Genomic DNA, 24352 nt, shown 5'->3' with positions numbered 1-24352 from the left:
GCCGGGTCGAGGGATTTTGCGCTGGGCGGAGCCGGATCACGGTCGGATCACGCCCACGAGCACGGGGGCACGCCCGGGTCCAGGGCGCGGGCCGCGGCGCCGTGCGTCGCCGTCAGGGGCCGGGGCTCCGTATCCTGCGGGGGTGGACGAGCACTACTTCACCGCGAACCCCTCCGCCCCGGACCGTCGATTCCCGCTGCCGGTGCGTCTGGCCGGGCGGGACCTGGACCTCGTCTCCTCCTCCGCCGTGTTCAGCGGGCACGGGCTCGACAAGGCGACGGCGGTGCTGCTGGACCGGCTCGACGAGGTCGCGGAGCCCCCGGAAGGGGGCACGCTGGTGGACCTCGGCTGCGGCTGGGGGCCGATAGCGCTGACAGCGGCGCTGCTGCATCCCGGGGTCGAGGTGTGGGCGGTGGACGTCAGCGAGCGGGCCCGGGAGCTCACCGCCGAGAACGCTCGTCGTGCGGGCGTGGAGAACCTGCGGGTTCTCGCGCCGGAGGAGGTCCCCGGGGATCTCGCCGTGGACACCCTGTGGTCAAACCCGCCGATCCGCATCGGGAAGCCGGCGCTGCACGATCTCCTGCGCGAGTGGACGGCGCGTCTGCGGCCGACGGGCACCGCCGCGCTGGTGGTGGGGAAGAACCTCGGCGCCGACCCGCTCGCGCGCTGGCTCGGCGAGCTGCTGCCCGAGCGCGAGGTCGGCAAGGCGGCGAGCGCGAAGGGCTTCCGGGTGCTGGAGATCGGTCCCGAGAGCTGACGATTCGGCGGCAGCGCTCCCGCCCCGCCGCCGCGCACCGGTGACCGGGGGCCAGCCGCTCAGGCCCTCAGGCGATCAGTCGATCAGTCGCTCAGCAGGGTCGTCCCGTCGGCGACCAGCTGGGCGGGGCCGCTGAGCGTGACCTCCCCCTCCTCGGTCCAGCCCACCTCGAGCCGTCCGCCGGGCACGTCCACCGTCCACGGCGTGCGGGACCCGTCCCCGGCGCGCAGCGCCGCGGCGACCGCGACGGCGGCGACGCCGGTGCCGCAGGAGCGGGTCTCCCCCACCCCGCGCTCGTGGACGCGCATCGCCACGTGGTGCGGACCGCGCTCGCTGACCAGCTCGATGTTCGCCCCCTCCGCGGGCTCCGGGGCCAGGGCGGGTCGGCGGGAGAGATCGAGGCCGTCGAGGTCCACGTCCGCGGGCAGGAAGGCGACCGCGTGGGGGTTGCCCATGTCGACGTCGGTCGCGCTCAGGCGCAGCCCGGCGATCTCGACCGTGCGCGCCTCCGGGACCGTGCGCGAGGCGCCCATGCCGACGCGGACCTGCCAGGGCGCGCCGGGGCCCGTCGGCCGCTCGAGGATCTCGACGGTGCGCACGCCGGCCCGGGTGAGGATCGCGAAGCGGTCCTCGCGCACGTGCCCGGCCCGCTGGAGGTGCGCGGCCAGCACGCGGACCCCGTTGCCGCACATCTCGGCGATCGAGCCGTCGGCGTTGCGGTAGTCCATGAACCATTCGGGCGCGTCGGCGGTGGCGTCGATCTCGGCGGCGCGGGAGCGGACGGCGCGGATCACGCCGTCGCCGCCGATCCCGGCCCGGCGGTCGGCGAGCGCGGCGACGCGGACGGCATCCAGCTCGAGCCGGCCGTCGGGGTCGTCGAGGATCACGAAGTCGTTCTCGGTGCCGTGGCCCTTGGTGAAGGCGAGGGGTGCGCTCATGGAGGAAGCCTACGGCCGGGCCCCGTCGGCCGCCGTGTCCTGCGTCTCGAGGACGGCGAGCGCCCGACGGAGGAGTGAGGAGCCGCCCGGGTCCTCGTCCGCGTCGAGCCAGCGCACGCGCGCATCGCGGCGGAACCAGGTGTCCTGCTTGCGGACCAGCCGGCGGGTGCCGGTGACCGTGTCCTGGATCGCCTGGGCGCAGTCGAGGGTGCCGTCGAGCACGGCCAGGCCCTGCTCGTAGCCGATCGCCCGGCGTGCGGTGAGTCCGCGGTCCAGTCCCTTCTCCCGCAGCGCGCGGATCTCCTCGAGCAGTCCGGCCTCGACCATGCGGTCCACGCGCACGGCGATCCGTTCGTGGAGCAGGGCGCGGTCGCGGCGCAACCCGATCTGCACGGTGGAGGCGTCGGCGTACAAGGGGCGCGGCAGGAACGCGGTGAAGGGACGCCCGGTGAGGGTGCCGACCTCGAGGGCGCGCACGATCCGGCGGGCGTCGCGGGGGCCGATGATCCCGGCGGCCTCGGGGTCGCTCGCGGCGAGCTCGCGGTGCAGCGCCGCCGTCCCCTCCTGCGCGATGCGCTGCTCGAGGCGCTCGCGGAGGGCGGCGTCGGTGGGCGGGAACTCGATGTCGTCGAGCACGGCGCGCACGTACAGCCCGGAGCCGCCGACCAGGATCGGGGTCCTGCCCCGGGACCGGATCGCGGCGATCGCCCCGCGCGCGTCGCGCTGATAGGCGGAGACGCTGGCCTCCTCGGTGACCTCGAGGACGTCCAGCAGGTGATGGGGCACCCCGGCGCGCTCCTCGGGGGTGACCTTCGCGGTGCCGATGTCCATGCCGCGGTACAGCTGGAGGGCGTCGGCGTTGATCACCTCGCCGTCGAGCTGCCTGGCCAGGGCGATCGCGAGGTCCGACTTGCCCGTCGCGGTCGCGCCTACCACGGCGATCAGCGGAGTCGCCGCCGAGGCGGGGGCGGGGTCCTGCGCGCTGTGCTCCACAGCCCGCACTGTAGTCGTGTGGGAGGTGTCACCGGGCTCCCCGTGGCACGGGCCCTGCCCTGTTCCCCGGTGGAGGGAGTAGGGTGATCGGCGATCCTGGCACGGACACGCCTGCCAGGCCCTACGTCCAACGCCCGAGGTGGGAAGTGACTGCACCGAACGAGTCCCCTGTCAGGACGGACTCGGCCACTGGTCTGGCCCCTGTGACCATGGCGAGGCTCGAGGAGAGCCTCACGCGCCATGGCTATGCCTTCGTCGAGGACGATGAGCACGCGGAGATCGTCCGCGCTCGCTTCGACGACTACCGCTTCCAGTTCATGCTCACCGGAGAGGACCTCGGCGTGCTGCAGACCCGCGGCCGCTGGAGCCATTCGGTGGACGTCTCGCGCAAGGTCGAGATGGTCAAGCTCTGCAACGAGTGGAACATGAACCGCATCTGGCCGAAGGTCTACGTGCGCCGCGAGTCCGAGGGTCTCCTCGGCGTCTACGGCGAGCTGGCCGCGGACTTCCGCGCCGGCGCCCTCGACTCCCAGATCGACAGCGCGATCAAGTGCGGACTCAGCACCGTGATCGCCTTCTTCCACAGCCTGGAGGAGCGCCTCGGCGCCGAGCTCGACGACCTCGACACCTGAGGTCCGCCTCCCGTGCACCACGAGCCGGGGCCCTCGCGAGCGATCGCGAGGGCCCCGGCTCCTGTGTGTGCGGAGGTGTGCGGCCGACGGCGCCGGCCGACTCCCGGGACCACCTGCGGCGGGCCCGATCAGCCGCGGGCTCGGCCGTCGGCGGGCTCAGCCGCGGCGCAGGCTCGGCATTCCGAGTGTGACCGGTCCGGCCGGCGCCGCCCCGCCGTGGCCGGTGCCGCAGGAGCCGCCCGCGTCCAGGCCCTGCACGCCCGCCTCCCAGGCATCGCCGGAGCGGGTGCGGCGCACCGAGAAGCGCGGGTCCCCCGGCCTCGGGGGCGTGCCCGCCTCGAGCGCGCTGTCGGCGATGAGGTAGTGCGGCGCGGCATGGGTGACCGTGGCGGTGACCAGGTCACCGGGGCGGGGGCGCTGCGCCTCGGGCAGGTCCGTCGGCAGCGAGAAGTGCACCAGGCGGTGGTCGCGGGCGCGGCCGGAGAGACGGCGGGTCTCGGCGTCGCGATCCCCCTCGCCCTCGGCGACGAGAATCTCCACGCCGCGCCCCTCCTGGGCCAGGTTCTCCTCGTGGGCGATGCGGTCCTGGAGGGCGACGAGCCGCTCGAACCGCTCCTGGACGACCTCCTTGGGGATCTGGTCCTCCATGGTCGCGGCGGGGGTGCCGGGGCGGATGGAGTACTGGAAGGTGAAGGCGCTGGAGAAGCGGGAGGCCTCGACCACCTCGAGGGTGCGCTGGAAGTCGTCCTCGGTCTCGCCGGGGAAGCCGACGATGATGTCGGTGGTGATCGCGGCCTCAGGGATCCGCTCCCGGACCCGGTCCAGGATGCCGAGGAACTTCTTGGAGCGGTAGGAGCGCTTCATCCGGCGCAGCACGTCGTCGGAGCCGGACTGCAGCGGCATGTGCAGCTGAGGCATGACGTTGTCCGTCTCGGCCATCGCGTCGATGACGTCGTCGGTGAACATCGCCGGGTGCGGGGAGGTGAAGCGCACCCTCTCCAGGCCCTCGACGTCGCCGCAGGCGCGCAGCAGCTTCGCGAAGGCGCCGCGGTCCCCGAACTCCACGCCGTAGGAGTTCACGTTCTGGCCCAGCAGCGTCACCTCGATGGCGCCGGAGTCGACCACGTCGCGCACCTCAGCGAGGACGTCGCCGGGGCGACGGTCCTTCTCCTTGCCGCGCAGGGAGGGGACGATGCAGAAGGTGCACGTGTTGTTGCAGCCCACGGAGATCGACACCCACGCCGCATAGGCGGACTCGCGCCGGGTGGGCAGCGTCGAGGGGAAGACGTCGAGCGACTCGAGGATCTCGACCTGCGCCTCGGCGTTGTGGCGGGCACGGTCCAGCAGCACCGGAAGCGAGCCGATGTTGTGGGTGCCGAAGACGACGTCGACCCACGGGGCGCGCTCGACGATCGCGGCGCGGTCCTTCTGCGCGAGGCAGCCGCCGACGGCGATCTGCATCCCCGGGTTCGCGTCCTTGCCGGGGCGGAGCCCGCCGAGGGTGCCGTAGAGCTTGTTGTCCGCGTTCTCCCGGACCGCGCAGGTGTTGAACACGATCACGTCGACCTCGCCGCGGCGCGGATCGGCGTCCTTCGGCGCGGCGATGTAGCCGGAGCCCTCGAGCATGCCGGTGAGGCGCTCGGAGTCGTGCACGTTCATCTGGCAGCCGAAGGTGCGCACCTGGTAGGTGCCGCGCTGCGGGGCGGGGGCGGTGAGAGACATAGTGGATCCAGGGTACGGCGCACGGTGCGGCGGGCCCCACAGGTCACAGGGCGGAAACGATCACCATGAAGTGACCGTCCTCATGCCACGAGCACCTAGGGTGGGCATGACCTGCGGGGAGGCCGATTAGACACAGCTGTCCGATCGGTGCCTGCTCCCCGGTGACGACCCCGACGAGGAGTAGACATGCGAATGCGACGACGCAGCTTTGCCGCCCTGGGCGCTTCGATCCTGGGAGCCGGCGTGCTCGCCGCGTGCGGCGACGACGGAGGATCCGGAGGGGGCGAGGGCGGGGCTCCCGCCGAGGGCGGCGAGGGCGACTTCGTCACCGACCTCACCTTCGGCACCGGCGGCACCGCCGGCGTGTACTACCCGCTCGGGGGCGAGTACGCGAGCATCTACCAGGACAACATCGAGGGCATCACCGTCAACTACACCGACTCCGGCGCCTCGGTCGAGAACATCGGGATGATCTTCCAGGGCGAGTGGCAGCTCGGGATCGCGCAGTCCGACACCGCGAACGCCGCGGTCACCGGCTCCGCCGACTTCGAGGGCGCGCAGGTCGACAACCTCGGCTGGATCGCCGCGCTCTACCCGGAGGCCGCCCACATGGTGACGCTGACCGAGGGCGGCTTCGCGTCGGTCGCGGATCTCAAGGGCAAGCGGATCGCCGTGGGCGACGTCGGCTCCGGCACCCGTGCGGTCTCCGACGCGATCCTCGCCGCCTACGGGATCGCCGAGGGCGACTACGAGCCCTTCGAGCAGGACTTCTCCAGCTCGCTGGACCTCCTGCGGGACGGCAACATCGACGCCTCGATCTTCGTGGTCGGCACCCCGACCGGATCGCTCGGCGACCTCGCCGCCACGAACGAGGTCACGCTGCTCTCTCTCGACGAGGACACGGCGCAGGAGATCGCCGACGGGTCCCTGTACGAGGTCTACACGATCGAGCCCGGCGCCTACGACTTCGTGACCGAGCCGCTGACCACGCTGTCGGTCGCCGCGGCGCTGGTCGCCTCGACCAGCCAGGTCAGCCCCGAGGTGGCCTACGAGATCACGGCGGCGACCTTCGAGTTCGCCGATCAGATCACCCTCCCGCAGAGCGAGCTGATCACGCACGACTACGCCCTGTTCGGCCAGGGCGACGTCCCCTTCCACCCCGGTGCCGAGAAGTACTACCAGGAGCAGGGGCTCCTCTGAGATGAGCACTGCCGACACCCCGTCCGCTCCTCGGCCGGAGGACTCCTCGCTCGACGTCCCGCTCGACGCGGAGTCCATGAAGGAGGCCGAGGAGCAGACGGAGGAGCTGCTGCGGGAGCACGACAGTGCGAGCCGTTTCCGCACCGGGCTCGGCGCCTGGGTCTGGATCGTGGGCGGACTGTCGATCGCGCTGACGCTGTTCCACCTCTACACCGGGGTCTTCGGCTCGCGCCCCTCCCTCATCCAGGGCGCGATCCACCTCGGCGGCGCGACCTCGATCATCTTCCTGCTCTACCCGATCAACAAGCGCGTGAGCCTGACGAACGGGGTGCCCTGGTACGACGCGGTCCTGGCGGTCCTCTCGCTCGGCGCGAACCTGTACATCGTCGTCGAGTACCGGCATCTGACCAGCAACCTGGTGCAGATCATGGGGTTCCGGGAGATCGACTACATCGTCGCCGCCCTGGGGATCCTGCTGGTCCTTGAGGCCACCAGGCGCTGCGTGGGGCTGCCGATCGTGATCATCGCGTCCCTCGCGATCGTGTACTCGATCTTCGTGTACGGGATGAGCTGGCAGAACTACGCGGTCGGCACGTTCTTCACCGCGCGCTCGGGGGTGTTCGGCACCCCGATCCAGGTCTCCTCGACCTTCATCTTCCTGTTCCTGCTGTTCGCGGTCGTGCTGATCCGCACGAACATCGGCGTGTTCTTCAACGACCTCGCGTTCCGTCTCGCCGGGCGTTTCACCGGCGGCCCGGCCAAGGCCGCGGTCGCCGCGAGCGGCCTGCAGGGGATGATCTCCGGCTCCTCGGTCGCCAACACCGTGGCCTCGGGGTCCTTCACGATCCCGATCATGAAGAAGGCCGGGTTCAAGCCGCACGTCGCCGGGGCCACCGAGGCCACCGCCTCCACCGGCGGGCAGCTCATGCCGCCGATCATGGGTGCCGCCGCGTTCATCATGGCCGAGTACACGGGCGTTCCCTATGCGGAGATCATTGTCATCGCGATCATCCCCGCGCTGCTGTACTTCCTCGGCGTCATGCTCTCGGTCCACTTCGACGCCAAGCGCAACGGGCTCGGCGGCCTGCCCGGCTCGATGCTCCCGTCGTGGAAGTCCCTGCTGACGCGGGCGGACCTGATCATCCCGCTGGTGATCATCGTGTGGATGATGCTGGACGGCTTCTCCCCGGCGCGCGCGGCGCTGTGGGGCATCGGCGCCGCCTTCGTCCTGAGCTTCCTGCGGAAGTCGACACGGCTGGGCTTCGTCGGGATCGTGCAGACGCTGGAGGCGGGTGCTCGCACCGCGCTGCCGGTGATCGCCGCCTGCGCCACCGCCGGCATCGTCGCCGGCACCGTCACGAGCACGGGGCTGGGCAGCCGGCTGGGCGGTTCGATCATCGACATCGCCCAGGGCAACTTCCTGCTGGTGCTGCTGATGACGATGATCGTCTGCCTGATCCTGGGCATGGGGCTGCCGACCACTGCGAACTACGTCGTCACCGCGACGATCGCGGCACCGATCCTGATCAACAACTTCGATGTCCCCGTCATCGCGGCGCACATGTTCGTGTTCTTCTTCGGGATCCTCGCCGACATCACCCCGCCGGTGTGCCTCGCGGCCTATGCCGGCGCGGGGATCGCCGGGGCGAACCCGATGAGGACCGGGGTCACGGCGGTCAAGCTCGCGATCGCGGCGTTCCTGATCCCCTTCGTGTTCGTCCTGGAGCCGTCCCTGCTGCTGCAGGGGACGATCGCCGAGCTGATCCTGGCGCTGGTCACCCTGGTGCTGGGGATGATGGTGATCTCGGCCGGGCTGGCGGGCTACTTCTTCGGGCGGACCAGCGTCCTGGAGCGGATCCTGCTGCTGCTCGGCGGAGCGCTGATGGTCTATCCGCAGATCGTCGTCTCCGTGGTGGGCATGGGGCTCGCCGCAGCGGCCGTGGTCATGCAGCTCATCGCGCGCCGCGGCTCCCGCGGCGACGGCACCCCGGGGGCAGAGCGGGAGGACGCCGCCGAGGGGGCCGCCTCCGCGTCCTGACGCGGGTGCACGAGCCGGAGGGCCCCGCCGCCCGAGCGCAGGCGCTCAGGCGGCGGGGTCCTCGGCCGCGGCGCGCAGCTCCCCGGCGATGACGTGGACGGCGAGGTCGCCCGGATAGCCTTTGCGGGTCAGGAGCGCATCGAGCCGGCGGGAGAGCCGGCGGCGGTGGCTGCCGTCGCGCTCCTCCCGGAGCCGCTCCCGGTCGCGATGGTCGATGCGGGAGCGGACCAGCTCGCGGCAGCGCTGCTCCTCGTCGCCCTGCCCGTCCGAGAGGGCGGCCTCGATCAGCTCGGCGTCGACTCGCCGCGCCTCGAGCTCGCGGCGCAGCGCCTCGTCGCCGAGGGCGCGCAGCACGCGGCGCTGCTGGACCCACTCGCGGGCGAACGCGGCGTCGTCGATCAGGTCAGCGCGGGCGATCCGGGCCATCGTCTCGTGGGCGACGTCCGCGGGCACCTCTCGCTCGGCCAGACGGCCGCGCATCTCGCCCTCGGAGCGGCGCCGCGTGGACAGCAGACGCATCAGGTAGCGGCACTCGTGCACGACCGCCTTCTCGCGGGCGCGCTGCTCCTCGCTCTGCTCGGGACGGGGCCGCTCGAGGATCTCGCGGGTGCGCGCGGCGAGCTGCTCGGTCACCTGCTGCGCAGGGTGCGGGCGCCGGGCGGGGGCCTCCTCCGGGGAGCTCGAGCCCCGGGAGCGGGTCACGGACCGGGCTGCGTGCGGGTCCGCGCCCCCGGACCGTGCGGGGACGTCGGCGGCGCCGACCACCTGCTGATCGCCGGCGCCGCCGGGGTGGTGCCGAGGAGTCATCGCTCAGATGTTGGCGGGGACGTCCTCGTCGAGGAACTCGTCCTCGCCCAGCACGTCCTCGGCTCCGACCTCGGCCTCGGGGGCGGACTGCTCCGCGGCGTACTTGCCGACGCCGAGGGTGCGCAGGATCTTCTCCTCGATCTCCGCGGCGAGATCGGGGTTGTCCTTGAGGAACTGGCGGGAGTTCTCCTTGCCCTGCCCCAGCTGGTCGCCCTCGTAGGTGAACCAGGCGCCGGACTTGCGGACCACGCCGTGCTCCACGCCGAGATCGATCAGGCCGCCCTCGCGGGAGATGCCCTCGCCGTAGAGGATGTCGAACTCGGCCTGCTTGAAGGGCGGGGCCATCTTGTTCTTGACGACCTTGACGCGGGTGCGGTTGCCGACGGCGTCGGAGCCGGACTTCAGGGTCTCGATGCGGCGGATGTCCATGCGGACCGAGGCGTAGAACTTCAGCGCCTTGCCGCCGGTGGTGGTCTCGGGGCTGCCGAAGAAGACGCCGATCTTCTCGCGCAGCTGGTTGATGAAGATCGCGGTGGTGCCCGAGGAGGACAGCGCGCCGGTGAGCTTGCGCAGTGCCTGCGACATGAGGCGCGCCTGGAGGCCGACGTGGGAGTCGCCCATCTCGCCCTCGATCTCGGCCTTGGGCACGAGCGCGGCGACGGAGTCGACCACGACGATGTCCAGCGCGCCGGAGCGGATCAGCATGTCGGTGATCTCGAGGGCCTGCTCGCCGGTGTCCGGCTGGGAGACCAGCAGGGCGTCGGTGTCCACGCCGAGCTTCTTGGCGTACTCGGGGTCCAGCGCGTGCTCGGCGTCGATGAACGCGGCGATGCCGCCGTTGCGCTGCGCGTTGGCGACCGCGTGGAGGGCGACGGTGGTCTTGCCCGAGGACTCCGGACCGTAGATCTCGACGATGCGGCCGCGGGGCAGGCCGCCGACGCCGAGGGCGGCGTCCAGCGCGACCGAGCCGGTGGGGATGACCTCGACGGGCGGGCGGGTATCGTCGCCGAGCCGCATGATCGATCCCTTGCCGAACTGGCGGTCGATCTGGGCGAGGGCGTTGTCGAGGGAGGAGCCGCGATCCTTCGAGGTGGACTTGGGGGCGGACTTCGATGCAGCCATGGGGTGTTCCTTCCTGAGGGCCGGGTGGGCCGACGTGGTGACCTTGCGGCCACAGTAGGCGCCGACCCCGACATTCGCCGCTGCCCCGGTGCCCCTGTGGATGACGGGGCGCTGGGGAGGAGAGGTGCTGAGGCGGGCACGATGCCCGGGGACCGACGGACACAGACTACCGAACAGACGTTCGAACTCAAGTCGGCCGCGGGCGTGTCGCGCCGCGTGTTCCGCAGCGACCCTGCGGCGCCGGCGGCGACGCCGGCTCCAGGGGACGTCAGCGTCGTCGCTGCTCGACGGGAATCTCCCAGCGGGCGGACTCGGGGACCTCCATCGCCTCGCACAGCGCGGTCCACACAGCACGCACGGCGACCCCGTGCTCGAGGGCCTCGGCGGCGGTCAGGCCACCGACCTCCTCGAGCACGAGGTCGTGGGTGTAGGTGCGGGCCAGCGCCGGGCCGAACACGTGATCGGCCAGCTCCGCGAACTCGCTGCGCCGCACCTCAGCTGGCGCCGACCAGCGGGGCGGCGCCGTCGGCGAGGCCCTCGGGGACGGTGTCCGGGATCGTCACGCGCTCGGCGACCGCGATGCGGTCGGAGACCTCGCGCAGCACGAAGGACAGCGGGAGACCGAGGGCGTCGGTCACGGAGACGAGCAGCTCGCTGGAGGCCTCCTTCTGCCCGCGCTCGATCTCGCTGAGATAGCCCAGCGAGACGCGCGCGTCGGAGGACACCTGCCGCAGCGTGCGGCCCTGGGCGCGGCGCGCATCGCGCAGCACGTCCCCCAGCTCCTGACGGAACAGGATCATGGACCTTCCTCCCTTCCTCTGACTCTGGATGAACTTCTCATGCACCTCTGGGATGCGGTACGTCGTCGTCATCACATGGAGCCCAACGCGTCCTCCCGCGAGAGTGTTCCCCAGAGTGTAGTGGGCCACGTCCGAGGGTTCGCTGGAGATGTGCACGGTGGACATCGGGGAGGAGAGGTCCGCGTCGTCCCCGGCTGATCAGGACTCGGACGGATCGGCGAGCTCGGCGGCGAGCTCGGCGAGGGCCTCCTGGACGGCGAGGGCCCGGATCTCGGCTCTCCCGCCGATGAGACGGACCTCACGGGTGCGGGTGGGGCCGCCGCGTCGGGCGATCCCGAGGTGCACCGTGCCCTCCGGCACACCCCGCGCGTCGGGGCCGGGGCCGGCCACTCCGGTCGTGGAGACGGCGAGGTCCGCGTCGTACAGCCACTGCGCGCCCTCGGCCATCGCTGCGGCGACCTCCGCGGTCACCGCGCCGGTGCGCTCGAGCAGCCCGGCGTCCACGCCGAGCACTCGGCTCTTCGCCGTGTAGGAGTAGCAGGCCGCTCCCCCGGCGACGACATCGCTCGCACCGGGCACGTCGACCAGTCGGGCCACGACCGCGCCGGCCGTGAGGGACTCGGCGGTCGCGAGGGACCAGTCGCGCTCGCGGGCCGCGTCGATCACCGCGGCGGCGTCGATCGCGGGGGCAGGAGTCCCGCTCATGCCTGCCCGGTCCCCGCCGAGAGCGCCTCACGGCGCAGGCGCAGGCCGTCCTTGAGGTTCACCAGGCCGGACCAGACGGTCAGCACCACGGCCAGCAGCACCAGGGCCAGGCCGATCCAGCGCGCCGGGGACCACCACAGCTCGAAGGGGATGAGGCAGAAGGTGATCGCGATGGACTGCACCATCGTCTTCGCCTTGCCGGCCATGTTCGCCGGCAGCGCCCCGTACTTCAGGATCGTGAAGCGCATGACGGTGATGCCGATCTCGCGCACCAGGATCAGCACGGTCATCCACCAGGGGACGTACTCCCACACCGAGAGCATGATCAGCGCCGCGCCCGTGATCGCCTTGTCCGCGATCGGGTCCATGATCTTGCCGAAGTCAGTGATCAGGTTGCGGCTGCGGGCGAGGTGACCGTCGACGAAGTCGGTGATCATCGCCAGGACGAACACCGCGGCGACGAGCAGGCGGCCCGGCACGGTGTCGGGGTAGAGGATCGCGAGCACCACCAGCAGCGGCACCATGACGCAGCGCAGCATGGTGAGGATGTTGGCGATGTTCCACAGCGGGACCTCGGCCTCGGGCTTCGTGGTCATCGGTGCTCCTGGGGTGCGGCGGGACGGGAGGGGCGGAGGGGGCGGGGGCGGGACGCTCAGCGGCCGGTGAGGCTCCAGGCGTCCTCGTTCTCCTCGTCGTCCTCGTCGTAGTAGTCGACGGCGGGCTCGGTGCCGTCGTCGGCGAGCGGGTCGGTGTCGTACCGGCCTGCGCCGCCGTCGCCTACGGGCTCGGTCGGCTCGGGCTCGAGGTCGACGGCCTGGTCGGCGCCGTAGGGCTCGTCGCCCTCCCCGCCCGGGGACTCCTCGCCGCGGATGCGGGCGATCGCGGTGCCGAGCTCGTCGGGGTGGACGAGCACGTCGCGGGCCTTGGAGCCCTCAGAGGGGCCGACGATCTCGCGGGACTCGAGCAGGTCCATCAGCCGGCCCGCCTTCGCGAAGCCGACGCGCAGCTTGCGCTGCAGCATGGAGGTCGAGCCGAACTGCGTGGTGACCACGAGCTCCGCGGCCTGCAGCAGCACCTCGAGATCGTCGCCGATGTCGTCGTCGATCTGCTTCTTCTCCGCGACGACGGTGACGTCCTCGCGGTAGTTCGGCGTCATCTGCGTCTTGACGTGGTCGACGACCTTGTGGATCTCCGACTCGTTGACCCAGGCGCCCTGGACGCGCATCGGCTTCGCCTTGCCCATCGGGTGGAACAGGGCGTCGCCCTGGCCGATGAGCTTCTCCGCACCGGGCGTGTCGAGGATGACGCGGGAGTCCTGCAGGGAGGAGGTCGAGAAGGCGAGGCGGCTGGGCACGTTCGCCTTGATGATGCCGGTGACGACGTCGACCGACGGGCGCTGCGTGGCGAGGATCAGGTGGATCCCCGCGGCGCGGGCGAGCTGGGTGATGCGCTGGATCGAGGCCTCGACGTCGCGGGGGGCGACCATCATGAGGTCCGCGAGCTCGTCGACGACCACCAGCAGGTACGGGTAGGGAGCCAGGCGCCGCTCGCTGCCGGCGGGGACCTGCACCTCCCCGGCGCGCACGGCCTTGTTGAAGTCGTCGATGTGCTTGAACCCGAAGGCGGCGAGGTCGTCGTAGCGGGCGTCCATCTCCTTGACGACCCACTCGAGCGCCTCGGCGGCCTTCTTCGGGTTGGTGATGATCGGGGTGATCAGGTGCGGGATGCCCTCGTAGATGGTGAGCTCCACGCGCTTGGGGTCCACCAGCACCATCCGCACCTCCTCCGGGGTCGCGCGCATGAGGATCGAGGTGATCATCGAGTTGACGAAGCTGGACTTGCCGGCGCCGGTGGCGCCCGCGACCAGCAGGTGCGGCATCTTGGCGAGGTTCGCGACGACGAACCCGCCCTCGACGTCCTTGCCCACGCCCATCACCAGCGGGTGCTCGTTGCGGCGGGCGACCTGGCTGCGCAGCACGTCGCCGAGCGCGACGGTCTCGCGGTCGGTGTTGGGGATCTCGATGCCGATCGCCTTCTTGCCGGGGATCGGCGAGAGGATGCGCACGTCCGAGCTCGCGACGGCGTAGGCGATGTTCTTGTCGAGCGCCGTGACCTTCTCGACCTTGGTGCCGGGCTCGAGCTCGACCTCGTAGCGGGTGACCGTCGGGCCACGGGAGAAGCCCACCACCTCGGCGGCGACCTTGAACTGCTCGAAGACCTCCTCGAGCGCGTTGACCACCCGGTCGTTGGCCTCGGAGCGGGTCTTGTGCGGCGGCCCCTCGAGCAGGAAGGAGGACTCCGGCAGGGTGTAGACCACGTCGCCGGCGAGCTCGAGCTGCTCGCCCGCGCGGGGCAGGTCGCCCATCGGCGGATGCACCAGCTCGGTCGCGTCCTCGGGCTTCTCCGCCGGTGCGGCGGCGGGCGCCTTCTTCGTGGGCATGGGGGTGGTGCGGTCGCCGCCGCGGGCGCCCTTGGCGGGCAGCGCCGCGGTGGGCGCGTCGTCGCCGGTGGGGAAGGTCTTGGCGCGCTGGTTCTCGTCCTCGACGACGTCGAAGACCTCGGTCGCGTCCTCCGGGGCGCCGCGGCGCGGACCGGCGGGGCCGGCCTTTGCCGCCTTCGCGCCCTTGCCGGCGCGGCCCGGCTTCTTCGCGCCGGGGCGGCCCTCCTCGGCCACGCCCTGCTCGAAGGCCTCGTCGCCGGCGTAGCCGAACGCCTCGTGGTCCCGTTCGGCCTCCGCGGCCTCCGCCTTCTCCTTGCGGGTGCGGCGACGGGTGCGGGCGGCGGGCTGGGCCTCGGTCTCCTGCTCGTGCACGGCCGGGTCGACGCGGCGCGGGCGCAGGCCGAAGGCGATGCGCTCCTCGTCCTCCTCCTCGCTGCGGCCGACCATCACGTCGTAGACGCCGCGCAGGCGGGAGGGGATCGACTCGACCGGCGTCGCGGTCAGCACGAGGATGCCGAAGGCGATCAGGGCGGAGTGGATGATCACGACGGCCAGCGGCGGCAGCAGCGCCTCGAGCGGCGCGGCCGCGAGATAGCCGAGCACGCCGCCGCCGCGGGCGAGGGCGTCGATGCCGTCGGCCGGGGCGGGCAGCCGCGCCGAGACCGAGGCGATGGCGGAGATCGCGGTGAGCAGCACGGCGATCCCGATCGAGATGCGGGTGTTGGCGCGCAACTGGTCGGGGCGCCGGAACATGCGCAGCGACCAGCCTGCGGCCAGCAGCGGGATCACCATGGAGGAGATGCCGAAGGTGCCGGCGACCACGGTGTGCACGGCGCCGAGCACGGGTCCGCTGGACTGCCACCACTCGACCACGGCGACGAGCACCGCGATCAGCATCAGGAACAGCGCGTAGCCGTCGCGCCGCTGCTCGGGCTCGACCTCCCAGCGCTGCACCCCGATGCCGCGGACCATGCCGCCGACCATGCGGGCGATCGCCAGATAGCCGGAGCGCACTGCGCGCACCGGCAGGGGGAGCGTCGAGGGGTCGTTCGCCGCGGCTCCGCGGGTCCGGGAGCTGCCGGAGGCCGAGGAGCGGGACGAGCCTTTCGACGCACGTGCGGGGGAAGACGTACGTGTCGCCATGGTCCCGATGGTACATTCCGGCCCCCGCTCGGCCCGGGAGGCGACCCGCGCGATCCGCTCCTCGGGCGCGGATCACGTCGCGGTCGCGGCGGGGCCCCGGCGCCCGCCGCGGGAGCGCGCCGGGCCGAGCCGGCGCGCCGCAGGGGGCTCAGGCCTCGACGACCACCGGGATGATCATGGGCCGCCGGCGCAGCCGCTGGCCGACATAGCGGCCGACGACACGCCGCATGACCTGCTGCAGCTGGTAGGTGTCGCGGCGGTCGGCCTGGTCGGCGACCGCCTGCTCGAGGGCCTTGACGATGTCGGGCCGGAGCCGGTCGAAGACCGCGTCGTCCTCGGCGACGCCGCGGGCGTGGATCTCGGGTCCCGCGATCAGCGCCCCGGTCTCGGAGTTCACGACCGCGAACAGGGAGATGAACCCCTCGTCGCCGAGGATGCGGCGGTCCTTGAGGTCCGCCTCGGAGATCTCGCCGACGCTCGAGCCGTCCACGTACACGTAGCCGTTGAGGATCTCCCCGACCACCTGGGCGATCCCGTCCTTCAGGTCCACGACCTGGCCGTCGCGGGCGAGGACCACGCGCTCGCGCGGCACGCCGGTGGCCTCGGCGATGCGGCCGTTGGCGATGAGGTGGCGGACCTCGCCGTGGATCGGCATGACGTTCTTCGGCCGCACGATGTTGTAGCAGTACAGCAGCTCGCCCTCGCTGGCGTGCCCGGAGGTGTGGACCTTGGCGCTGCCCTTGTGGACCACCTCGGCGCCGAGCGCCATGAGCCCGTTGACCACGCGGAAGACCGCGTTCTCGTTGCCGGGGATGAGGGAGGAGGCGAGGATGACCACGTCGCCGGGGCCGACGGAGACGCGGTGGTCGCGGTTCGCGATCCGGCCCAGCGCCGCCATCGGCTCGCCCTGGCTGCCGGTGCACATCAGCACCACCTGCTCGTCGAGCAGGGAGTCGATGCGCTTGACGTCGACGAGGGTGTCCTCGGGGACGCGGAGGTAGCCCATCTCGGCGGCGATGCCCATGTTCCGCACCATCGAGCGGCCCACGAAGGCGACCTTCCGCCCGTGCGCCGCGGCGGCGTCGAGCACCTGCTGGACGCGGTGGACGTGGCTGGAGAAGGAGGCCACGACGATCTTCTGGCGTGCGCGGGCGAAGATCCCCTTCAGCACCGGACCGATCTCCTGCTCGCCGACGGTGAAGCCGGGGACCTCGGCGTTGGTGGAGTCGGTCATGAACAGGTCCACCCCGGCCTCGCCGAGGCGGGCGAAGGCGCGCAGGTCGGTGATCCGCCCGTCGAGCGGGAGCTGGTCCATCTTGAAGTCGCCGGTGTGCAGGACGGTCCCGGCGGGGGTGCTCACGTGCACCGCGAGCGCGTCGGGGATCGAGTGGTTCACGGCCACGAACTCGCACTCGAAGGGACCGAAGCTCTCGGTCTGCCCCTCCGCGACGGCGAGGGTGAAGGGACGGATGCGGTGCTCGCGCAGCTTCGCCTCGAGGAAGGCGAGGGTCAGCTGGCTGCCCACCAGCGGGATGTCGGGCTTGCGCCGCAGCAGGTAGGGCACGGCGCCGATGTGGTCCTCGTGCCCGTGGGTGAGCACGATCGCGGCGACGTCGTCGAGCCGGTCCTCGAGCATGTCGAAGTCCGGCAGGATCAGGTCCACGCCGGGCTGGGACTCCTCGGGGAAGAGCACCCCGCAGTCGACGATCAGCAGGCGGCCCTCGTACTCGAGGACGGTCATGTTGCGGCCCACGTCGCCGAGGCCGCCCAGCGGCGTGATCCGCAGCGTGCCCGGGGCGAGCTCGGGCGGTGCGGGGAGACGGTCGGTGAAGGCGGCGGTCATCTGGGTCTCCTCGGCACTCGGGCGGATCGGGTCAGAGCAGGCCGGCGGCGTCCAGTGCGGCGGAGAGCTCGCGCAGCTGGGTGGCGTCGGCGGGCAGGTGCGGCCCGCGCATCGCGGCGTGCGGGAGCACGCCCTGCAGGTGCAGCGCGGCCTTCGCGGCGACAGCGCCGGGCATCCGGTTCATGATCGCCTCGACCACGGGCACGAGCTGGCGATGGGCCTCGAGGGCGGCGGACAGGTCGGAGCGGTCCACCGCCTCGACCATCTCCCGCTCGATGTCGCCGGCGATCTGGCTGACCACGGAGACCATGCCGGCCGCGCCGAGCGTCAGCCAGGGCAGGTTCAGCGCGTCCTCGCCGGAGTAGTAGACGAGGTCGGTCTGCGCCATGACGAGGGAGGCCTGCTGGAGGTCGGCCTTGGCGTCCTTCACCGCGACGATGCGCGGGTTCTCCGCCAGACGCAGCAGGGTCTCCAGCGCCAGCGGGATCCCGGAGCGGCCGGGGATGTCGTAGAGCATCACGGGCAGGTCGGTGGAGTCCGCGATCGCGGTGGTGTGGGAGACGACCCCGGCCTGGGAGGGCTTGGAGTAGTAGGGCGTGACCACGAGCAGCCCGTCGACGCCGACCTCGGCGTGCGCGCGGGCGAGGTCGATCGAGTGGGCGGTGTCGTAGGTGCCGACGCCGGCGACCACGGTCGCGTATTCACCGACGGCCTCGACCACCGCGCGGGCCAGGTCGATCTTCTCGACGTCGGTGAGGGTGGGCGCCTCCCCCGTCGTGCCGGAGACGACCACGAGGTCGTGGCCGTGCTCGACGACGTGGGCGGCGAGCGACTGGGCCGCGTCGAGGTCGACGCGGTGGCCGTCCTCGCTCAGCGGGGTGACCATCGCGGTCCCCACCGCGCCGAACGGTCGCGCAGGGCGCTGGTCGGTGCTGCTCATGGTCTCCTCCAGGGGAAGTGCTGCTGCCCGGATCCTAGTGCAGGGGCGGGCCGTGTCCCGTGCCGTCCCGGCACGCGGCGGGTCCGTCGGCGCCGTGCCGCGGCGGGCTCCGGCGGGGCGAGGGCCCGCCGCCGCGACGTCCTCAGCGCCGGTCCGCGCCGCCGAGGTCGACGAGGATCGCCAGCGGCGTGCGCTGGCGGCCCTGGCCGAGGGGGTTGTCGGCGAAGGTCGCCTCGAGCACCTCGTTCGTGGTGGGCACGTCCGAGCCCAGCACGTTGCGGCCGATGTCGTTGGCGTCCATCACGACCGTGCCGACGAAGCTGTCGCGCAGCGCGGCGGGGATGTCCGCGCCGCGGATGCCCGCGGAGATCCGCGCGGCGACCGCGTCCGGATCCTTGGGCGGGAGCTTCGCGGAGACGTTCGAGGGGAAGGCGGAGTACGGGGTGGGTCCGTCGATCGCGCGCACGTTCGCGCCGACGACCTCGTAGAACAGGCCGCGCCTGCCGACGACCTTGCCCGCGGCGCCGACGGCGGAGGCGGCGACGACGCGCGGGAGCCCCACCTCGCGGATCGCGAGCTCCATCGTGGTCGGGTCGCCCAGGCCGATGCCGGCCGGGGTGCGGGAGACGAAGCGGCTGAGCACCTTGGCGGAGCGGCGGGGCCTGATCTCCCAGGTGAACCAGGAGCGGCCCTGCGTGATCGCGATGATCTTCTCGCTGATCACGAAGTACCAGGGAGCGCCGTCGGGGACGACGCCGCCCGGCAGGGACGCGGCGAAGGCCTCGACCCGCTCGCGGGCGATCCGCTCGACGTCGTCGCCGCGGGCGACCAGCGCGGTCTGCAGCGGCAGGCGGCGCCAGGTGCGCCCGTCGGCCTCGGAGACGAGGTCGAGCTGCTTGCCCTCGTTGGCGACGTAGTCGCTCTTGGGCACGACCTCCTCCTCGGCCGCGGGCTCCGCGGCGACGGCGGCGGGGGCCGGGGCGGCGGCGAGCGCGGCCTCGTCGGCCGAGCCGCCGAGCGCGAGGGTGGCGCCCTCGGCGTCGTCGAAGAAGGTGCGCATCCACAGCTCGACGTTCAGCAGGCGCCAGAACATCAGCGTGCCGTGGTTCTCCGGATGGGCGATGTAGTCGTCGAACAGCGCCAGCACGCTCGGCGCGTCGAAGTAGGGCCGGGAGGCGAAGGACGCGGAGGCGAAGACGTCCCGCAGCTGCGGGGCGATCGAGCGGAACCACTCCCCCTCGGGGGTGGTGAAGCCGATCTTGTTGCGGCGCTTGGAGATCATGTCGGGGAGGATCCCGTCCATCGCCTCGCGCAGGATCCGCTTGTTCCATCCGTCGTGGATGATCGCGGACTCGTCGAGGGAGAACAGGAACTTCAGCAGCTCCTTGTCGACGAACGGCACGCGCCCCTCGATGCTGAAGCGCATCGTGTTCTTGTCCTCGTAGCGCAGCAGCGAGGGCAGGGAGGAGCGGAAGGTGTCCTCGAGCAGACGCTCCTTGAGGTCGTCCTGGACGGAGGTGACCTTCTCGCCGCTGTGCTCGGCGACGAAGCCGGAGTTCAGCAGCGCCTCCATCGGCACGGAGGTGCGGCCGGAGAACTTGGTGCGGGCCAGCTTGCGGAGGATGTCACGGGAGCCGACCACCTCGGAGGCGAGCTCCTTGAACCTCTTCTGGCGGCGTAGCTGGCGGAGGTAGACGTAGAAGTACGGGTTGTACCCGGCCATCATCTCGTCGGCGCCCTGGCCGTCCAGGAGCACGGTGATGTGCTGGCTGGCCTCGCGCATCACCGCGTACTGCGCGTAGGGGCCGGTCGAGATGATCGGCTCCTCCTGGGTGCGCACGAAGTCGTGGAGATCCTCGAGGAACGCCTCGGGCTGCGGGTGGATCTTGTGGGCCGTGATCTGGCCGCGGTTCTCGTCCAGCAGCGCGTCGACGTAGCGCTCCTCGTCGTTGGAGGAGTTCGGGAAGACGGCGGAGAAGGTGTTCTGGCGGGAGCCGACCGCCTCGTAGCCGGCGTCCTCGGGCTGCTCCCGCAGCTGCCGCGCGATGACGGCGGCGACAGCGGAGGAGTCCAGGCCGCCGGAGAGGGAGGTGCCGACGGGGACCTCGGACTGCAGGCGCATCCGCACGGAGTCCTGGAAGCGCTCGCGGTACTCGTCCACGACCGACTGGTCGTAGGGGCGGCTGGGGCGGGCGGCGATCTCGCGCAGCTCCTCCTTCAGCCGGGTGAAGGAGCGCACCTCGGTGCCGTCGGGGCGGATCTCGAGCACCTCGCCGGACATCAGGCGGTTCACGCCGGCGAAGAAGGTGCGGGAGTCGTCGTCCTGGACGCGGAACTTCAGGTACCGGTAGACGGCCCGGTCGTCCGGCGCGGCCTCGAAGGTGCCGGAGGCGAGCAGCGAGCGGATCTCCGAGCCGAAGACGACCTTCGGCGCCCCACCGGGCTCGGAGGCGGGGTCCACGCGGTAGTAGAGCGGCTTGATGCCGAAGTGGTCGCGCGCGAGGGTGACGGTGCCGGTGGTCGCGTCGTGGATCGCGAAGGCGAACATGCCGTTGAAGCGGTCGTAGGCGGCGGTGCCCCACTCGGCGTGCGCCTCCAGCAGCACCTCGGTGTCCGAGTCGGTGCGGAAGGTGTGCCCGAGCTGCTCGAGCTCGGCGCGCAGCTCGAGGTAGTTGTAGGTCTCGCCGTTGTAGACGATGGTGTAGCGGCCGTCGGCGGTGGTCATCGGCTGGGCGCCGTGCTCGCGGTCGATGATGGCCAGGCGCCGGTGGGCCAGCCCGGCCTCGCCGTCGACGAAGAGGCCCTCGCCGTCGGGACCGCGGTGGGCCAGGGCGCCGCTCATCCGGCGGGCGATCCGCTCGGTGTCAGCGCCGTATCCGTAGGTGCCGGCGATTCCGCACATGGGGCGAGTCCTTTCGAGGGGGACGGCTGCGCCCTCGGTCCGGACGCTCGCCGCCGTGGGGCGACGACTTCGGGGACGTCGTCCGCAGGGCGCGGGACGGACCGGTCGGGCCGCCCAAGGGTATCAACGGGGCCGCGGCCGACGGAGCAGGCGCGGCGCGACGGTCAGCTTCCGCGGCGGGTGAGGACGAGGTCCTCGCCCTCGACGCGGACCTCGAGGTCGTCCAGCGAGGTGACCAGGGCGTCCGCGAGCGGGGACAGCTCCCCGGCGGGGGTGGTCGTCGTCACGGCGACGGTGCGGGCGCCGGCGGCGATCCCGGCGCGGAGCCCGCCGACGGAGTCCTCGAGGACGACGGTGCGGGAGGGCTCGACCCCGACCCGCTCGGCGCCCAGGAGGTACGGCTCCGGATCGGGCTTGCCGTGGGTGACCTGGTCCGCGGTGACCAGCCCCTCGGGCACGGGCAGCCCGGTGCGGGACCAGCGGGCCTCGAACAGGGGCCGGGTGCAGGAGGTGACGATGGTCCAGCTCGTGCGGCCCAGGGTCTCGGCGGCGGCGTCGAGCTCGGCGAGCAGCCGCTCGGTGCCGGGCAGGACGACGATCCCCTCCACGTCCTGCATCTCGAGCTCCTCGATCCGGCGGTGGGCCGCGTCGAGCTCGGCCTCGCTCTCCTCGGGCAGGATCTGGGCGAGGATGCGGCGGGCGGGCATGCCGTGATGGGCGTGGCCGAACCGGAGGTCGGTGCCCAGCTCGCGCAGAAGCGTGTTCCAGCACCGCTCGACGGCGGGGCCCGAGTCGATCAGGGTCCCGTCCATGTCCAGCAGGAGGGCGCCGGTGCGCAGCGGCAGGGCGGTGTCGGGAGCGGGATCCTGGGAGTCCGTCATGCCGTCAGAATCTCATATCCCCTGGCGGACGCGCGGAGGAGGTCCGTGCAGGTGATCGTAGAGTGTCGAGCATCATGACCGCCGCCGCCCCCGCTCCGTCGCCGCGCCCCGACGCCCCTGGTGCGTCCCTGCGCACGATCCGTCACACCGGCTTCTCGATCGGGCTGGCGACGGGGCTGTACGGGATCAGCTTCGGCGCGCTTGCGACCGCCTCCGGGCTCGACCTGTGGCAGGCGATGGTGCTCTCCGCGGTGATGTTCACCGGCGGCAGCCAGTTCGCCTTCGTGGGCGTGGTCGGCGGGGGCGGCTCCGCCCTCGGCGCGGCGCTCGCCTCGCTGCTGCTGGGGATCCGCAACACGCTGTACGGGCTGATCCTCGCGCCCTCCCTTCCGCGCGGCGGGGCGAAGGGGGCGGCCCGCGCGCAGCTGACGATCGACGAGTCCGCGGCGCTGGCGGCGACGGGCGCGACCGAGGCGGAGCGTCGGGCGGGGTTCTGGTCCGCCGGGGTGTGGGTGTACGTCTTCTGGAACCTGTTCACCCTCGCGGGCGCGCTGGCCGGTCAGCACATCGCCGATCCCGCGGCCTGGGGGCTCGACGCCGCCGCGGCCGGGGCGTTCATCGCGCTGCTGTGGCCGCGGCTGCGCAGCGGGGACGCGGTCGCGATCGCGGTGGCCGCGGCGTTCGTGGCGCTGCTGACCACGCCGGTGCTGCCCGCCGGGCTGCCGGTTCTCGCCGCGGCGCTGGTCGCGGTGGTGGCCGGTCTGCTGCCGTCCCGTCGCGGGGCGACGGGGCACGCCGCGCCCGAGGGCGATGCGTCGGACGACGAGCCCGCGGCGGACGAGGAGGAGCGGCGATGAGCCTGCTGTGGATCGCGGTGATCGCCGCGTCGGTGCTGTCCTTCGTGCAGAAGTGGATCGGTTACCAGGCGCCGCAGGACGTGCTCGAGCGCCCCCGGATCGCGCGGATCACGCGCCTGCTGCCGATCGCGCTGCTGGGGGCGCTGGTGGCGACCCAGACCGCGGCCGACGGGACGGAGGTCGTGCTGGACGCGCGTCTGGCCGGGCTGGGCGTCGCGGTGGTGCTGCTGCTGGTGCGGGCGCCGTTCCTCGTGGTCGTGGTCGGCGCCGCCGCGGCCGCGGCCGCGCTGCGGGCGCTCGGCTGGGCCTGAGCCCGGCGTCCTGCTCGTCGCGCCGCTCGGCGCACCGCTCGCCATCACTATCGCCCGGGCTCCCGGCGCGAGGACGCCCGACGGGTCAGCGGCGCGCGGCCTCGATGGCGCGACGGGTCGCCATGCGCGCCCCCTTGCGGTCGCGCAGCGCGTCGTAGGCCAGGGCGAGGCGGAACCAGGCGCTCCACTCCCCCTCGCCGCCGCCCTGGACCGCGGTGCGCGCGGCCTCGAACTCGGCCCGGGGGTCCTCCGGCTCGGCGTCGGCCGGGGGCTCGTACCGGGCGGAGAGGTCGCCGGCGGCCATGCCGAAGAGCACCTCGCGCCAGGTCACCCACACGGTCAGCACCAGCAGCACCACGATGCCGATGGCCAGCCCGTACCCGAGCCCTCCCCCGGCGCGCACGAAGCCCCAGGCGATCCAGCCCAGGCCCCACGCATAGGCCGCGGTGACCAGGAGGAGCACCGCGACCATCAGCTTCTGTCGCATCCCTGTCCCCGTCCCGGGCCTCAGCCGAGGTCCATGTAGCCGTCCAGGCCCACGGTGAGGCCCGGGTGCGCGGCGACCTCGCGCACGCCCAGCAGCACGCCGGGCATGAAGCTGATGCGGTCGAAGGAGTCGTGGCGCAGCACGAACTGCTCCCCCACCCCGCCGAACTGCACGACCTCGTGGGCGACGAGTCCGCGCTGCCGCACCGCGTGGACGTGGATGCCGTCGACGACCGCGCCGCGGGCGCCGTCCGGATCCTTCTCGGTGGCGTCCGGGACCGGGCCGAGACCGGCCGCGGCACGGCCGCGGGCGATCGCGGCGGCGGTGTGGCGGGCCGTGCCGGAGGGGGCGTCGAGCTTGTTCTCGTGGTGCATCTCGATGATCTCGGCGCTGTCGTAGTAGCGCGCGGCCACCTCGGCGAAACGCATGGCGAGCACGGCGCCGATCGCGAAGTTCGGGGCGATCAGCACGCCCACGCCCTCGGCGCCCGCGAGCCGCTCCCGCAGCTCCTCGAGCGACTCCTCGGTCCAGCCGGTGGTGCCGACCACGGCGTGGATGCCGTGGTCGATCAGCCAGGCGACGTTGTCGGCGGTGGCGGAGGGGACGGTGAGGTCGATCGCGACCTCGGCCCCGGCCTCGGCCACGGCGGTCAGGTCGTCGCCGCGGCCGATCCGGGCGACGAGCTCGAGGTCGTCGGCGTCCTCGACGGCACGGCAGGCGGCCGCGCCCATGCGGCCGGCGGCGCCGAGCACGGCGACGCGGGTGGGGCGTGCGGAGGACGAGGTGGATGCGGGGGTCATGGCGGCTCCTGGGGTCGTGGCGGTGCAGGGAGGG

Annotated in this window: 22 protein-coding genes; 6 read left to right on the top strand and 16 right to left on the bottom strand. The window is 72.4% G+C overall.

Translation table 11 applies throughout. The features are described from left to right. Positions 1 to 142 precede the first annotated feature (142 nt). A complete protein-coding gene (locus A4A78_RS11230) occupies positions 143 to 757 on the top strand; it encodes a class I SAM-dependent methyltransferase (RefSeq protein WP_062949232.1) in 615 nt (204 codons plus the stop codon). A gap of 83 nt (positions 758 to 840) precedes the next feature. Here A4A78_RS11230 and dapF read toward each other — a convergent pair whose 3' ends face one another. Both dapF and miaA read right to left on the bottom strand, forming a co-directional pair. Continuing rightward, on the bottom strand, positions 841 to 1695 hold the full coding sequence (gene dapF, locus A4A78_RS11225; RefSeq protein ID WP_062949229.1) for a diaminopimelate epimerase: 855 nt from the start codon (positions 1693 to 1695) through the stop codon (positions 841 to 843). 9 nt (positions 1696 to 1704) lie between these two features. Then, positions 1705 to 2688, bottom strand: coding sequence for a tRNA (adenosine(37)-N6)-dimethylallyltransferase MiaA (miaA, locus tag A4A78_RS11220; protein ID WP_062949227.1), 984 nt, complete (start codon positions 2686 to 2688; stop codon positions 1705 to 1707). Positions 2689 to 2897: 209 nt separating this feature from the next. Here miaA and A4A78_RS11215 point away from each other — a divergent pair, with 209 nt between their 5' ends. After that, complete coding sequence (locus A4A78_RS11215) at positions 2898 to 3320, top strand: YbjN domain-containing protein (protein WP_082358605.1); 423 nt, start codon at positions 2898 to 2900, stop codon at positions 3318 to 3320. Positions 3321 to 3476: 156 nt separating this feature from the next. On the opposite strand, the gene miaB is transcribed toward A4A78_RS11215, so the two are convergent. Beyond that, positions 3477 to 5042 carry a tRNA (N6-isopentenyl adenosine(37)-C2)-methylthiotransferase MiaB gene (miaB, locus tag A4A78_RS11210; RefSeq protein ID WP_062949225.1) on the bottom strand — a complete coding sequence of 522 codons (1566 nt, stop codon included), beginning with the start codon at positions 5040 to 5042 and terminating at the stop codon, positions 3477 to 3479. 186 nt (positions 5043 to 5228) lie between these two features. Between miaB and A4A78_RS11205 the strand changes: the two genes are divergently transcribed. Beyond that, on the top strand, positions 5229 to 6242 hold the full coding sequence (locus tag A4A78_RS11205; protein ID WP_062949223.1) for a TAXI family TRAP transporter solute-binding subunit: 1014 nt from the start codon (positions 5229 to 5231) through the stop codon (positions 6240 to 6242). A gap of 1 nt (position 6243) precedes the next feature. After that, on the top strand, positions 6244 to 8280 hold the full coding sequence (locus A4A78_RS11200) for a TRAP transporter permease (protein ID WP_197466670.1): 2037 nt from the start codon (positions 6244 to 6246) through the stop codon (positions 8278 to 8280). A gap of 45 nt (positions 8281 to 8325) precedes the next feature. Here A4A78_RS11200 and A4A78_RS11195 read toward each other — a convergent pair whose 3' ends face one another. From A4A78_RS11195 to A4A78_RS11145, 11 genes are all read right to left on the bottom strand, one after another. Next, positions 8326 to 9087, bottom strand: coding sequence for a regulatory protein RecX (locus A4A78_RS11195; RefSeq protein ID WP_062949221.1), 762 nt, complete (start codon positions 9085 to 9087; stop codon positions 8326 to 8328). 3 nt (positions 9088 to 9090) lie between these two features. Further along, positions 9091 to 10209, bottom strand: a complete 1119-nt coding sequence (recA, locus tag A4A78_RS11190; RefSeq protein WP_062949219.1) for a recombinase RecA — start codon at positions 10207 to 10209, stop codon at positions 9091 to 9093. 268 nt (positions 10210 to 10477) lie between these two features. Beyond that, positions 10478 to 10702 carry a DUF3046 domain-containing protein gene (locus A4A78_RS11185; protein ID WP_010551395.1) on the bottom strand — a complete coding sequence of 75 codons (225 nt, stop codon included), beginning with the start codon at positions 10700 to 10702 and terminating at the stop codon, positions 10478 to 10480. A gap of 1 nt (position 10703) precedes the next feature. After that, positions 10704 to 11009 (bottom strand): helix-turn-helix domain-containing protein, encoded by a 306-nt coding sequence (locus A4A78_RS11180; protein WP_062949217.1) that lies wholly within the window; start codon positions 11007 to 11009, stop codon positions 10704 to 10706. Between the two features lie 198 nt (positions 11010 to 11207). Beyond that, complete coding sequence (locus tag A4A78_RS11175; RefSeq protein ID WP_062949215.1) at positions 11208 to 11714, bottom strand: CinA family protein; 507 nt, start codon at positions 11712 to 11714, stop codon at positions 11208 to 11210. After that, positions 11711 to 12310, bottom strand: coding sequence for a CDP-diacylglycerol--glycerol-3-phosphate 3-phosphatidyltransferase (pgsA, locus tag A4A78_RS11170; RefSeq protein WP_010551392.1), 600 nt, complete (start codon positions 12308 to 12310; stop codon positions 11711 to 11713). The genes A4A78_RS11175 and pgsA overlap by 4 nt, the downstream gene beginning before the upstream one ends. Positions 12311 to 12366: 56 nt before the next feature. Continuing rightward, a complete protein-coding gene (locus tag A4A78_RS11165) occupies positions 12367 to 15297 on the bottom strand; it encodes a DNA translocase FtsK (protein ID WP_231881022.1) in 2931 nt (976 codons plus the stop codon). Positions 15298 to 15445: 148 nt separating this feature from the next. Beyond that, positions 15446 to 17140, bottom strand: a complete 1695-nt coding sequence (locus A4A78_RS11160; RefSeq protein WP_062949211.1) for a ribonuclease J — start codon at positions 17138 to 17140, stop codon at positions 15446 to 15448. A gap of 31 nt (positions 17141 to 17171) precedes the next feature. Next, complete coding sequence (dapA, locus tag A4A78_RS11155; RefSeq protein WP_062949209.1) at positions 17172 to 18080, bottom strand: 4-hydroxy-tetrahydrodipicolinate synthase; 909 nt, start codon at positions 18078 to 18080, stop codon at positions 17172 to 17174. A gap of 142 nt (positions 18081 to 18222) precedes the next feature. Continuing rightward, the gene (gene asnB, locus A4A78_RS11150) at positions 18223 to 20982 is read right to left on the bottom strand and encodes an asparagine synthase (glutamine-hydrolyzing) (RefSeq protein WP_062949207.1); all 2760 of its coding nucleotides are present in this window, start codon (positions 20980 to 20982) and stop codon (positions 18223 to 18225) included. 164 nt (positions 20983 to 21146) lie between these two features. Further along, entirely contained in the window at positions 21147 to 21863 is a 717-nt protein-coding gene (locus A4A78_RS11145; protein WP_062949205.1) for an HAD-IA family hydrolase, read from the bottom strand. A gap of 74 nt (positions 21864 to 21937) precedes the next feature. On the opposite strand from A4A78_RS11145, the gene A4A78_RS11140 reads away from it, so the two are divergent. Together A4A78_RS11140 and A4A78_RS11135 are read left to right on the top strand one after the other, a co-directional pair. After that, positions 21938 to 22720 carry an AzlC family ABC transporter permease gene (locus A4A78_RS11140; RefSeq protein ID WP_082835300.1) on the top strand — a complete coding sequence of 261 codons (783 nt, stop codon included), beginning with the start codon at positions 21938 to 21940 and terminating at the stop codon, positions 22718 to 22720. Next, the gene (locus A4A78_RS11135) at positions 22717 to 23031 is read left to right on the top strand and encodes an AzlD domain-containing protein (protein ID WP_010551385.1); all 315 of its coding nucleotides are present in this window, start codon (positions 22717 to 22719) and stop codon (positions 23029 to 23031) included. The genes A4A78_RS11140 and A4A78_RS11135 overlap by 4 nt, the downstream gene beginning before the upstream one ends. An 85-nt stretch (positions 23032 to 23116) precedes the next feature. On the opposite strand, the gene A4A78_RS11130 is transcribed toward A4A78_RS11135, so the two are convergent. Further along, positions 23117 to 23518: a hypothetical protein gene (locus A4A78_RS11130; RefSeq protein ID WP_062949201.1), complete on the bottom strand. Its 402-nt coding sequence runs from the start codon at positions 23516 to 23518 to the stop codon at positions 23117 to 23119. A 20-nt stretch (positions 23519 to 23538) separates the two neighbouring features. After that, complete coding sequence (dapB, locus tag A4A78_RS11125) at positions 23539 to 24318, bottom strand: 4-hydroxy-tetrahydrodipicolinate reductase (protein WP_062949199.1); 780 nt, start codon at positions 24316 to 24318, stop codon at positions 23539 to 23541. Positions 24319 to 24352 lie beyond the last annotated feature (34 nt).

This window comes from Brachybacterium sp. sponge (assembly GCF_001613775.1).
Taxonomy (GTDB): Bacteria; Actinomycetota; Actinomycetes; order Actinomycetales; family Dermabacteraceae; genus Brachybacterium; species Brachybacterium conglomeratum.
This window is presented reverse-complemented; position numbering and strand designations above follow the sequence as displayed.